Below are 12,379 nucleotides of genomic sequence, written 5' to 3' on the forward strand. Positions count from 1 at the left end.
TCGCCCCCGGTTATGACCCCGAATGTTTGGGTGATGGCCGGTGGGTTTACCGCTTTAGCGGCGATGAGCTTGCCGGGCGCCGGGGGTTGTTAGGGGGCATGGCGTAATGCCACCTGACACGTTCACCGTGTTCCGAGCGTGCAGGGGAAACAAATGTACGGGTGAACGGAAAATTGACAGGTTTAAAATAGGGACACGAGCCACCTCAAAGCACAAAGCAGTAAAACCCAATGTAACATCAAGTTACGTTAGCCAGCCTGGCTACTCCTTGCCCGGATTTTAATCTCAATCGCAATACTGTCATCCACCACGGCCTCAAATTTATCCATGTTAAAGGCCGCGCGTGAAATCACCGTTCTCGCGCGTAACGAGATGAAGCTTTTCTCTGCCGCAGCGGCGGGATCGCCGTCCATGTTGGCCTCAAGAACCACCGCGCGCCGGACATTTTTTACCTGCAGCAGGCCAAAAATCCGGTAATGCCCCAGCCCTTCGGCCACGACTCTGCTGCTTGTAAAGGAGAGCGAGGGGTAATGTGCCGTATCGAAGAATAACCCGCCCTGTAATTGATAAGTGAGTAAGCTATTGGATGCCTGGAGCGTAGCGGCCGGGATGCGCACGCTGATGCTGTCATGCACGTCATTTCCCTCATCCAGTAAAAGTAAGCCGGTAACCCCGTCGAGATGCGCCTGCGATGTGCTACCGAAGGCATGCCATGAGAGCGCAATGGCGGTTTGAGGCGTGATGACGCTGTAATTTTCCGGCATCGCATACGCTAAGGGGCTGACCAACAGGCCGAGGGTTATTTTCAGAAAAATGCGCAGCATGGTGTTTTTCCGTTGGCGAACATAACCCGCTAACGTTTCACGACAGCCTTTTATTCATTTTTATTTTCCTGATTTTTTATTTAAGCGAACAACAGTAAAAATGAGAAAAACCCGCGGCTTTAGACGTCTAATTTTCCAATAACCACACAAAAATAATTAAACCAAAAACAATACACTTAATTACATTTATTACCCGGAAAATGCCTTATCCAGATAGCAATGATGTTTAACCAGGGAATACATGATGAGCAAAAGCCCAGACATACCCGATCTCACCTCTGACTTACCCCGCTGGCTGGCTTATATCGACAGCCTTCATTCGCAGGTGATTGATATGGGATTAGACAGAATCAAAGACGTAGCAGCAAAACTCGATGTGTTAAAGCCCGCGCCTTTTGTCTTTTTAGTCGGCGGAACCAACGGCAAAGGCACCACCTGCCACACCCTCGAGAAAGTCCTGATGCAGTCAGGGTACAAAGTGGGCGTATTCAGTTCACCCCATATGATTCATTATAAAGAGACGGTACGCATTCAAGGCCAGGAGCTGTCGGATGCGGCCCACATTGCTGCTTTTGTTGAAATTGAAAAAGCACGTCAGGCCACTACGCTAACCCCTTTCGAATTCAATACGCTGGGCGCATTCTGCCTGATTAAATGGGCTCAGGCAGACGTGGCGATTATTGAGGTTGGCATGGGGGGCCGGGACGATGCGACCAACATTCTTACCCCGGATGTCTCCGTCATCACCAACGTGGCGCTGGACCACGAAGACTGGTTGGGCAAAGGCACCGAGGCCATCGGCGAGATCAAAGCAGGTATCTTCCGCAGCGGACATCCGGCGGTGATTGGGCAACAACAGGCCCCGGAGGCCTTGCTCCGCTATGCGCAGCAGATTGGCGCTATCCCCCATCAAAATGGCGTGGACTGGCATATCACAGAGGGCGGCGATGGATGGACGTTTAGCGACAAGCTCGGCGAAATCACCCCGTTAAGGCAGCCGAAAATGCCACGCGATAACGTGGCTACCGCAATAGCCGCGCTGCGTATCAGCGGGCTTAAATTTGAGCTGGCTGCGCTGCATGATGTTATTCATAAAGCCAACTTACCCGGTCGCTTTCAGGTAATTGACCACAAACCCACCGTGATTTTAGATGTGGCGCATAATCCTCACGCTGCGGCGTATTTAGCGGAAAGATTGCGTAACTACCCCAAAAAAGGAAAATACCGTTTTGTTATCGGCATGCTTATTAATAAAGACATCAAAGGCACCGTCGATTATTTAAAGGATCTGTCCAAGGAATGGTATTGCTGTGGCATTCAGGCGGGCCCAAGGAGCTCTCGGGCGGAAGATATTGCGCAGTATTTACCTGCGGCAAAAAATTTCCCGGATATTTTATCCGGCTGGGATGCAGCCAAACGTGATGCCAGTGCGGACGATGTGATTGTCGTTTGTGGATCGTTTTATTCTGTTGCACCCGTGCTGAACGAACTGAATTAGACCGAGGTAAAAAAGCCACCCCGAGTGAGGTGGCTAATTTTAAATATAACCCGCTTATTTCAGCTCAAATTCGCCCTGCTGCACGCGGGCGGAATCGAGGCCGATAAACACGTTGAATTTGCCCGGCTCCGCGTCGTACTTCATCTTCGCGTTCCAGAACTTCAGGGCGTTGATGTCGATTGGGAAGCTGACGGTCTGGCTTTCACCCGCTTTCAGCGCCACTTTCTTAAAGCCTTTCAGCTCTTTCACCGGGCGGCTCATGGAAGTGGTCACGTCCTGCAGGTACATCTGCACCACGGTTTCCCCTTCACGCCCGCCGGTATTGGTGACGGTGACCGAGGCCTCGACTTTGCCGTCGCGCTGCATGGTCGGCGCGGAAAGCTTCACGTCGCCCACTTTAAAGGTGGTGTAGCTCAGCCCGTAGCCAAACGGATACAGCGGCCCGTTCGCTTCATCAAAGTAGCGTGAGGTGTATTTGTTTGGTTTTTCCGGGTTGTACGGACGGCCGGTATTCAGGTGGCTGTAGTATGTCGGAATTTGCCCGACCGAGCGCGGGAAGGACATTGGCAGCTTGCCGGACGGGTTATAGTCACCGAACAGAACGTCGGCAATTGCGTTCCCGCCTTCGGTGCCGCCGTACCAGGCTTCCAGCAGGGCATCCGCCTGCTGATCTTCTTTCACCAGCGCCAGAGGACGGCCGTTCATCAGCACCAGCACCAGCGGTTTGCCGGTGGCCTTCAGCGCGGTAATCAGGTCACGCTGGCTCTGCGGCAGCGTCAGGTTGGTGCGGCTGGACGCCTCATGCGCCATGCCCTGGGCTTCACCGACCACGGCGACCACTACATCGGCGTTTTTCGCCGTATTCACCGCTTCATCGATCATCGCTTTCGGCGTGCGCGGGTCAACGGTGACCGCAGGCTCATACTGGTTCAGGAACTCGACGATGTCTTTTTCATCGGTGACGTTCGCGCCTTTGGCAAACACCACTTTGCCCTGCGGACCTACGGCATTTTTGATGCCTTCCAGCGGGGTGACGGACTGCGCGGCCACGCCTGCGGCAGACCAGCTGCCCATGGCATCACGTTTGCTGTCCGCCAGCGGGCCAATCACCGCAATGGTGGAAGTCTTTTTCAGCGGCAGCGTTTGCAGGCGGTTTTTCAGCAGTACCATGCTTTCGCGCGCCACTTCTCGCGCTTCTTTGCGGTGCAGGCGGCTTTCGGCGTTGGTGTCTGCCGGGTCAGAATCTTTTGGCCCAAGGTGACTGTACGGATCGTTAAACAGCCCCATGTCGTATTTCACGTTCAGCACGTGGCGGGTGGCGTCATCCAGCTCTTTCATCGGCACCGCGCCGCTTTTCACCAGCTCTGGCAGATATTTGCTGTAGTACTCGTCGCTCATGCTCATGTTGATGCCGGAGTTGAGCGCAATGCGCACCGCGTCTTTCGGATCGCTGGCCACGCCGTGTTTGATAAGCTCTTTAATCGCGCCGTGATCGGAGATGGTAATACCCTTGAACTTCCATTCGTCGCGCAGCAAATCTTTAAGCAACCAGCTGTCTGCTGAGGCCGGCGTACCGTTCAAAGAGTTCAATGCCACCATCACGCCGCCGCTGCCCGCGTCCAGCGCGGCTTTATATGGCGGCATGTAGTCGTTAAACAGGCGCTGCGGGCTCATGTCGACGGTGTTGTACTCTTTTCCGCCCTCCACCGCGCCATAGGCCGCGAAGTGCTTCACGCTGGTCATCACCGAGTAGCGGTCCGCCGGGCTTTTGCCCTGCATCGCTTCAACCATGGTGCGCCCCATAATCGAGGTCAGGTAAGTGTCTTCGCCAAACCCTTCGGAGACGCGGCCCCAGCGCGGATCGCGCGAGACGTCGACCATCGGTGCCCAGGTCATGTTCAGGCCGTCATCCGCCGCTTCATAGGCAGAAATACGCCCCACGGTTTTCACCGCATCGAGGTTAAACGAGGACGCCAGGCCGAGGCTGATCGGGAACACGGTGCGCTGACCGTGCACCACATCGTAGGCGAAGAAGAGAGGAATTTTCAGGCGGCTGAGCTGCATCACCTGGTCCTGCATGGCGCGGATGTCCTGGCGGGTAACGGTGTTGAAAATAGCCCCCACCTGGCTGTCTTTGATCATCTCGCGGATAGCTTCTTTCGGGTTATCCGGGCCGACGCTGATTAAACGTAGCTGACCGATTTTTTCGTCGGTGGTCATTTTTTTCAGCAGGTCGGTGACGAAGGCATCACGCGCTTCCGGCGTTAAAGGGTGCGGGCCAAACATTTCGTCGGCCAGCGCAGGCTGCAGCGCCAGGCTTACGGCAACCCCTACAGAACAGAGCCATTTCATCGGATTCACTCTCACAAGCGTTTGTTAAGGCGTGCAGTTTGCCACATCGCCACCACGGTAAGAAGAGCGTAGCAAAGCCTGGCTGCTGATTTCGCGGAGATTTCCTCGTTACGCTCACGTTTTTCGGCGCTATGCTTAACGACAGGCTTTTTGATGCCACCACAAGGAGTGGACCCATGTCTGTTTTGATGAATTCCGATAATAAAACGCTGATAAACGAACTCTCTCGCCACGTTGGCTCGCACCATGTTTTAACCGATCCGGCCAAAACGGCCCGCTACCGTAAGGGCTTTCGTTCCGGCCAGGGGGAAGCGCTGGCGGTAGTGTTCCCCGGCTCCCTGCTGGAGCTGTGGCGCGTGTTAAGCGCCTGCGTCGCCGCCGATAAAATCATTATTATGCAGGCCGCCAATACCGGCCTGACCGAAGGCTCGACGCCAAGCGGCAGCGACTACGATCGCGATATCGTGATCATCAGTACGCTGCGTCTCGACAAGCTGCACCTGCTGGATAAAGGCGAGCAGGTACTGGCCTACCCCGGCACCACGCTTTACTCGCTGGAAAAAGCGCTTAAACCGCTGGGCCGCGAACCGCATTCGGTGATCGGCTCCTCCTGTATTGGCGCGTCGGTTGTCGGCGGTATTTGTAATAACTCCGGCGGTTCGCTGGTGCAGCGCGGCCCGGCCTATACCGAGATGTCGCTTTTCGCCCGCATTGATGAAAGCGGCAAGCTACAGTTGGTGAACCATCTGGGCATTAACCTGGGCACCACGCCGGAGCAAATTCTCAGCACGCTGGACGACGAACGCGTGAAAGACAGCGACGTGCAGCACGACGGCCGTCACGCGCACGATCACGATTACGTGACCCGAGTGCGCGATGTTGAGGCCGACACGCCTGCGCGCTACAACGCTGACCCGGATCGCCTGTTTGAATCTTCCGGCTGCGCGGGCAAGCTGGCTGTCTTTGCGGTACGCCTCGACACCTTCCCGGCGGAAAAGCGCCAGCAGGTGTTTTACATCGGCACAAACCAGCCGAATGTACTGACCGAAATTCGTCGCCATGTTCTGGCCAACTTCGAAAACCTGCCGGTCGCCGGGGAGTACATGCACCGCGACATTTACGACATCGCTGAAAAATACGGCAAAGATACGTTCCTGATGATCGACAAGCTCGGCACCGACAAAATGCCGTTCTTCTTCACCATGAAGGGGCGCACCGACGCGATGCTGGACAAGGTGCCGCTGTTTAAGCCGCACTTTACCGACCGCTTTATGCAGAAGCTCGGCGGCGTTTTTCCGGCTCACCTCCCGGAGCGGATGAAAACCTGGCGCGATAAATATCCTCACCATCTGTTGCTGAAAATGGCCGGAGATGGCATCGACGAGGCCAAAGCCTGGCTGAGCGAGTACTTTAAAACCGCCGAGGGTGATTTCTTCGTCTGCACCGCAGAAGAAGGCAGCAAAGCCTTCCTGCACCGCTTTGCCGCCGCCGGAGCCGCGATTCGCTATCACGCCGTGCATGCGGATGAGGTAGAAGACATTCTGGCGCTGGATATCGCCCTGCGCCGCAACGACGGCGACTGGTTCGAAGAGCTGCCGCCGGAAATCGGCGATAAGCTTATCCATCGCCTCTATTACGGCCACTTTATGTGCCATGTTTTCCACCAGGATTACATTGTCAAAAAAGGCGTGGATGTGCATGAGCTGAAAGAACAGATGCTGGCACTGCTGCATGAACGCGGCGCGCAGTACCCGGCTGAGCATAACGTCGGCCATCTCTACAAAGCGCCGGACACGCTGAAGCAGTTCTACAAGGCCAACGACCCGACCAACAGCATGAACCCTGGGATTGGTAAAACGACCCGGCGTAAAGGCTGGGCCGAAGACGACGGCGCTCAGGAGCACGGCTGACGGAGATAAGTTTCTCCTATGACGGGCAATCTATGTTTCACGCTGTTTTGGGCATAGATTAATGAAGCGGGGTGAAGACTATCTTCACCCTTTTTTCTGCCTAAGGAGTGAAAGATGTCCGCAGTAGAAACGTTGCCTTTCCCTTCAGTCCACATCAGGGAAGCAACGCCCGACGATATTCCTGCCATTAAAACGATTTATGCCTGGCACGTGCTGAACGGCAAAGGATCGTTTGAAGAGACCCCACCTGACGAACAGCAGATGACCGGGCGCCTGGCGGCGGTTCGCGCTCACGGCCTGCCGTGGCTGGTCGCGATGATTGACGAGCAAATCGTGGGCTACTGCTACGCCACGGTTTACCGCCCTCGCCCCGGCTATCGCTACACGATAGAAGATTCGGTCTATATCGACGCCAGCATGACCGGGCGCGGCATCGGCAAAGCCCTGCTGAGCGAGCTCATTACCCTGTGCGAAAAGGGGCCGTGGCGGCAGATGATCGCGGTGATTGGCGACGGGGATAACAATACGGGCTCGTGCAAATTACATAGCCAGCACGGGTTTGAAACCGTCGGGCGGCTGCGTAGCGTGGGGTTTAAGCTGGGTGACTGGCGGGATACTTTAATGATGCAGCGCCCCCTCAACGGTGGAGACGGGACGCTGCCGGACTGATTACTCTTCTTCCGATCCTGCCGCGGTGTTGTTCGCTATTTGCGCCGCTTTAGAGCGCTTATAGCTTAATGCCGCCGCCGGAACAGGAGTCACTTTGCCGGTTTCCATCCAGTTGCGCAGGCGGTTAGCGTCGGCGAAGTGGGTGTATTTCCCGAAGGCATCCAGCACCACCAGCGCGACCGGGCGACCGTTAATCACGGTGCGCATCACCAGGCAGTGGCCCGCGTTGTTGGTGAAGCCGGTTTTGGTGAGCTGGATATTCCAGTTTTCGCGGTACACCAGATGGTTGGTGTTGCGAAACGGCAGGGTATAGGCCGGGTTGCGGAAGGTTGCCATATCCTCATGCGTGGTGCTGAGCTGACCCAGCAGAGGGTATTTCTGCGTCGCCACCAGCAGTTTGGTCAGATCGTTCGCGGTGGAGACGTTCTCAATCGACAGGCCGGTTGGCTCGACGTAGCGGGTATGGGTCATTCCCAGCGACTTCGCCTTAGCATTCATCGCGCGGATAAACGCCTCGTAGCCGCCAGGGTAGTGGTGAGCCAGGCTCGCCGCCGCGCGGTTTTCCGAGGACATCAGCGCCAGCAGCATCATGTTTCTGCGGCTGATTTCGCTGTTCAGGCGAACGCGGGAGTAAATACCCTTCATTTCCGGCGTATGGCTGATGTCCACTTTCAGCATTTCATCCATCGGCAGATGGGCGTCCAGCACCACCATCGCGGTCATCAGCTTGGTGATAGAGGCGATGGGGCGAACCAGATCCGGATGGCTGGAATAAAGAATTTTATTGGTTTGCAAATCGACAATCATGGCGCTGCCGGAGGCTATCTCCTGGCCGGCGCTGGCCGCGTGGGTGGCGACCTTGCTGGCTTCTGCCTGCGGGGCAAAAGGCACAGTCATCATCAGCGCAAGGCTGAACAACGATAAACGGATTTTTGTCGGCATGGTGACACTTCTGTAATGATTCCGGAAAAGTATAGGCTCACCGCAGGCATTCATCTGAATAATATAAACATGCGGGGCGCCGGAATCATACTCCGGCGCCCCGCTTTACTGCCAGTTAAGAATCGTAACGTTATATCAAAACTTTCCGATAATTCGCCCCGTCAGAACAGGCGATAGCCGTAACCCCACAGGATAACCGCGACGGCCAGCAGCACTTCCAGCACCAGCACGCCAATCGCCAGGGTTGAACTGGAAAAACTCATCCCCTCTTCTTTGTCGATGCCAAGGAAGTCCGGCACGCCGACGTAGAGCAGATAGCCGGTGTAAACCAGCGCGACGGCGCCTACCGCTACGCAAAGCCAGACCAGCGGATAAAGCGCCACTATCCCGCTTAAGAACAGCGGCGTAGCGACATAGCCGGCAAAGACCATACAGCGGGCAAGCGACGGACGCTGCGGGTAGTTACGCGCCATCCACCACATAACCCGGCCCATTACCGCGACACCGACAAGCATCAGGGCATAGAAGAGAATACCCAGATACAAGCCGGTAAACATAGAGAGCTGAACGTAGGTGCCGTCCCCGAAATTCCAGCCGATTTGCGTGGTGCCGATAAACGCGCAGATGACGGGAATGGCCGCCATCAACAGCACATGGTGTGTGTAGTGATGCGAGACGGACTCGTTCTCGCGCCTGATTTCCTGCATTTCCCGATTAGGATGGGAAAACAATCCCCAGACATGGCTCATACAACCTCCGGACCTGCGGCGCAAATGCTTGCGATACACCAAGTATAATTCACCTTCAGGTTATTATTTAACCAGCCAAAAAATATCTCTGATTCTGTGCAGACAGGCGGCGATGAGTTGTATGCTTGAGGGAAAATTTCATACCCTAAATAATTCGAGTTGCAGGAAGACGGCAAGGCCGGGAATCCTCAGGAGCATAGCTAACTATGTGACTGAGGTGAGCGGGAGCAGCCAACGCACCTGCAACTTGAAGTATGACGGGTATACATGGAGGAGAGTCCTGCTTAATGGATATCAATGGCTTAATAGAACAGTATGGCTATGCCGCGCTGATTATCGGCAGCATGGCGGAAGGTGAAACCATTACCCTGCTAGGCGGCGTGGCCGCGCATCAGGGGCTCCTGACGTTCCCTCTGGTGGTGGCGTCCGTCGCGCTGGGCGGCATGATTGGCGATCAGGTTCTGTTTCTGGTGGGCAGGCATTTTGGCAGCGCCCTGCTGGCACGCTTTAAAAAACATCACAAGAAAATTGCCAAAGCGCAGGCGCTGATCAACCGCCACCCTTATCTGTTCGTAATAGGTAGCCGCTTTATGTACGGCTTTCGCATCGTCGGGCCGATTATCATCGGCGCCAGCAAGCTGCCGCCAAAGCTGTTTATCCCGCTGAATATCTGCGGCGCCATCCTCTGGGCCACGCTATTTACGACGCTCGGCTACCTCGGCGGCGAAGTGGTCGGCCCGTGGCTGCACAGCCTGGATACTCATCTGCGCCACTGGATTTGGCTTATTGTGGCGGTGGTGCTGGTTGTGGGCGTCCGGCTGTGGTTTAAGCACCGGCAAAAAGACGATTAATCTTCCGCCGCGGGCAGCAATGCAAGCCACGCCCGTAGCAGCATTAGAGCTTCCTGGCCGCTGCCGTCGCGCTGGGCTTTGACTATCGCCCCGTCAATCACCAACGCCAACATTGCTGCCTGCTGCCTGCCGCCTGCGCTATCGGGCAAATAGTCAGCCAGGTATTGCACCATCGCCTGCTTGTGGGCGCGGGCTATCGGCAGCGTTTCCGGCAGCGCCTCAGCCATTTCTACCGCCGAGTTGATAAACGCGCAGCCGCGAAACGCCTCGTCCTCAAACCAGTTCTGCAAAGTGGCCGCTAACGCCTCAGCCAGCCCTTTCCCTTCGCCAGTTTGTGCTTCCAGCGTGCGGCTAAACCACGCCATCCAGCGCTGATGCCGATAATCCAGAAAAGCCCGGATCAGGTCATCTTTTGCCGGAAAATGCCGGTAGAAGGTCACTTTGGTGACGCTGGCTTCTTTGATGATTCGGTCGATACCGGTGGCGCGAATGCCGTCGCGGTAAAACAAATCGTGCGCGGTTTGCAAAATACGGTCGCGCGCGCCGGGGGTCGCAGTAGGCATGATCTCTCCTGTTAAAAATCTATCATGACGCATGTAGACAAATCTGTCTACCCAGGCTAGCTTAGACATGTAGACAGATCTGTCTACATATTCACAGGAGCAAAACCATGACAGTAAAACCCCCGGTTCCGCCGTTTACGCTTGAGACGGCAAAACAAAAAGTTCGCCTGGCGGAAGATGCCTGGAACAGCCGCGACCCTGAGCGCGTCTCGCAGGTTTACGCCCTGAATACCCACTGGCGCAACCGTGCAGAATTTGTTGATGGCCGCGAGGCGGTGGTGGGCTTTTTAACGCGCAAGTGGCAGCGTGAGCTGGACTACCGGCTGATCAAAGAGATCTGGGCGCACGACGGCAACCGTATCGCGGTGCGCTTCGCCTATGAATGGCATGACGACTCCGGCAACTGGTTCCGCAGCTTTGGCAACGAGAACTGGGAATTTGACGAGCAGGGCCTGATGACTAACCGCCACGCCTGCATCAACGACACGCCGATCAAAGAGAGCGAACGCGCCTTCTTCTGGCCGCTGGGCCGCCGCCCGGACGATCATCCTGAGCTGAGCCATTTCGGTTTTTAACTGTTTTGCCGCCGGAGCCGGTTTTCTTTCCGGCGGCGTAGCGTCTAAAATTCCTGCTGGCCAATGATGGCCTCATTAATGCAGAGGATTTATGACGCAAAATATCTATGACGATCCGGCATTTTTTGCCGGTTATGCCACGCTGGACCGCTCAATGAAGGGTCTGGATGGCGCGCCTGAGTGGGCAAAAGTTCAGGCTATGCTGCCGCCGCTGGCGGGCAAACAGGTGCTGGATTTGGGCTGCGGCTACGGCTGGTTCTGCCGCTACGCGCGTGATGCCGGTGCAGCAAAAACGGTCGGGCTGGATGTTTCCTCCCTCATGCTGGCGAAAGCCCGTGAAATGACCGAAGGGGCGGGCATTGAGTACCGGCAGGAAGATCTTGCCACGCTACAGCTTCCGGCGGACAGCCTCGATTTAGCCTACAGCTCGCTGGCGCTCCACTATCTGGAGGATATTCGCCCGCTGTTCACCACGCTTTACCAGGCGCTGGTGCCGGGCGGCAAGCTAGTCTTTACCGCCGAACACCCGATCTATACCGCGCCGCTGGAGCAGGCCTGGCTTAAGGATCAGGCGGGGCAGCGCAGCTGGCCGGTAAATCATTATCAGCAGGAAGGCGTACGCATCAGCAACTGGTTTGCCGAAGGCGTTAAAAAACAGCATCGCAAACTGGCCAGCTGGATAAATGCCCTGATTGAGAGCGGCTTTGTACTTGAAAAACTGGACGAATGGGGCCCGGAAGCCGAGCAAATAGCCCTTAATCCCGCCCTGGCAGAAGAGGCCGAACGGCCAATGATCTTCCTGCTCGCGGCCGGTAAACCTCAGCGCTAGTCCGCAGCAACACCGCTTTTTTCTTCATTATTCCGTTTACGGGGAGGCAACTCCCCCCGTCTTCGTATCCTTGCCTATACTCATAAAGACCAAACAAAAAGGTAAGGAGCGCTAATGAAAATTATTTTATGGGCCATTCTGATCATCTTCCTCATTGGGCTGCTGGTGGTGACCGGCGTATTCAAAATGATCTTTTAAAAGCGCGGGCGCCACGGTTTGTGGCGCCTTTGCTGCATCCCTTCTCTCAGCGAGTTGCCCCTTAGTCACAAATACAGCCTATGAAGGATCGGCTCAACTTCCGTTCACTTCCAGTCCTGTTTTATATGCAGCCACCGAACCGGTGAACGTCTCGGGAGAATCACCGTCATTCCCCCGAGACCCCGGACTCCCGGCCAAATAAATCGACCGCTAAAGCGGCAGACCTCCGTTTTATCTCCCAGTCCTGGGTCGGCTGAGATGCGTTCCCGACGCTCTCAGCCTCCGGCCGTTCCCGACGTCCGGACCCTGGCCAGTCGGAGAGAAAACGGAGGCGATTTAAGCCGGAACCGAGCCTCGCTTCAAATCCGCAGCTACACTGAACGTCACAGTCGCTTCAAGACCCACAGCCACGCCCTTTC

12 protein-coding genes are annotated in these 12,379 nt (G+C 55.9%); 7 read left to right on the plus strand and 5 right to left on the minus strand.

What is annotated here, in order from left to right; genetic code table 11:
- Window positions 1-248: 248 nt before the first annotated feature.
- A complete protein-coding gene (locus HX778_RS12255; protein WP_176982149.1) occupies window positions 249-824 on the minus strand; it encodes a YceI family protein in 576 nt (191 codons plus the stop codon).
- Window positions 825-1,068: 244 nt separating this feature from the next.
- Here HX778_RS12255 and folC point away from each other — a divergent pair, with 244 nt between their 5' ends.
- Window positions 1,069-2,322, plus strand: a complete 1,254-nt coding sequence (folC, locus tag HX778_RS12260; RefSeq protein ID WP_176982157.1) for a bifunctional tetrahydrofolate synthase/dihydrofolate synthase — start codon at window positions 1,069-1,071, stop codon at window positions 2,320-2,322.
- Window positions 2,323-2,376: 54 nt separating this feature from the next.
- On the opposite strand, the gene bglX is transcribed toward folC, so the two are convergent.
- A complete protein-coding gene (gene bglX / locus HX778_RS12265) occupies window positions 2,377-4,674 on the minus strand; it encodes a beta-glucosidase BglX (protein ID WP_176982150.1) in 2,298 nt (765 codons plus the stop codon).
- A 176-nt stretch (window positions 4,675-4,850) separates the two neighbouring features.
- On the opposite strand from bglX, the gene dld reads away from it, so the two are divergent.
- Both dld and HX778_RS12275 read left to right on the plus strand, forming a co-directional pair.
- Window positions 4,851-6,584 (plus strand): D-lactate dehydrogenase, encoded by a 1,734-nt coding sequence (gene dld, locus HX778_RS12270; protein ID WP_176982151.1) that lies wholly within the window; start codon window positions 4,851-4,853, stop codon window positions 6,582-6,584.
- A 114-nt stretch (window positions 6,585-6,698) separates the two neighbouring features.
- The gene (locus tag HX778_RS12275; RefSeq protein WP_176982152.1) at window positions 6,699-7,253 is read left to right on the plus strand and encodes a GNAT family N-acetyltransferase; all 555 of its coding nucleotides are present in this window, start codon (window positions 6,699-6,701) and stop codon (window positions 7,251-7,253) included.
- Here HX778_RS12275 and pbpG read toward each other — a convergent pair whose 3' ends face one another.
- Together pbpG and HX778_RS12285 are read right to left on the minus strand one after the other, a co-directional pair.
- Window positions 7,254-8,195 (minus strand): D-alanyl-D-alanine endopeptidase, encoded by a 942-nt coding sequence (pbpG, locus tag HX778_RS12280; RefSeq protein WP_038474386.1) that lies wholly within the window; start codon window positions 8,193-8,195, stop codon window positions 7,254-7,256.
- 161 nt (window positions 8,196-8,356) lie between these two features.
- A complete protein-coding gene (locus HX778_RS12285; RefSeq protein ID WP_176982153.1) occupies window positions 8,357-8,944 on the minus strand; it encodes a Yip1 family protein in 588 nt (195 codons plus the stop codon).
- A 287-nt stretch (window positions 8,945-9,231) separates the two neighbouring features.
- Here HX778_RS12285 and HX778_RS12290 point away from each other — a divergent pair, with 287 nt between their 5' ends.
- The gene (locus HX778_RS12290; protein ID WP_038474390.1) at window positions 9,232-9,795 is read left to right on the plus strand and encodes a DedA family protein; all 564 of its coding nucleotides are present in this window, start codon (window positions 9,232-9,234) and stop codon (window positions 9,793-9,795) included.
- On the opposite strand, the gene HX778_RS12295 is transcribed toward HX778_RS12290, so the two are convergent.
- The gene (locus HX778_RS12295; protein WP_176982154.1) at window positions 9,792-10,358 is read right to left on the minus strand and encodes a TetR/AcrR family transcriptional regulator; all 567 of its coding nucleotides are present in this window, start codon (window positions 10,356-10,358) and stop codon (window positions 9,792-9,794) included. The genes HX778_RS12290 and HX778_RS12295 overlap by 4 nt on opposite strands.
- A 107-nt stretch (window positions 10,359-10,465) precedes the next feature.
- Between HX778_RS12295 and HX778_RS12300 the strand changes: the two genes are divergently transcribed.
- From HX778_RS12300 to yohP, 3 genes are all read left to right on the plus strand, one after another.
- The gene (locus tag HX778_RS12300) at window positions 10,466-10,933 is read left to right on the plus strand and encodes a nuclear transport factor 2 family protein (protein WP_176982155.1); all 468 of its coding nucleotides are present in this window, start codon (window positions 10,466-10,468) and stop codon (window positions 10,931-10,933) included.
- A 91-nt stretch (window positions 10,934-11,024) separates the two neighbouring features.
- Window positions 11,025-11,762: a bifunctional 2-polyprenyl-6-hydroxyphenol methylase/3-demethylubiquinol 3-O-methyltransferase UbiG gene (locus HX778_RS12305; RefSeq protein WP_176982156.1), complete on the plus strand. Its 738-nt coding sequence runs from the start codon at window positions 11,025-11,027 to the stop codon at window positions 11,760-11,762.
- A gap of 114 nt (window positions 11,763-11,876) precedes the next feature.
- Window positions 11,877-11,960: a small membrane protein YohP gene (yohP, locus tag HX778_RS12310; RefSeq protein ID WP_008456306.1), complete on the plus strand. Its 84-nt coding sequence runs from the start codon at window positions 11,877-11,879 to the stop codon at window positions 11,958-11,960.
- Window positions 11,961-12,379: the final 419 nt, after the last annotated feature.

It is taken from the genome of Cedecea sp. P7760, assembly GCF_013386425.1.
Classification (GTDB): Bacteria; Pseudomonadota; Gammaproteobacteria; order Enterobacterales; family Enterobacteriaceae; genus Cedecea; species Cedecea selenatireducens.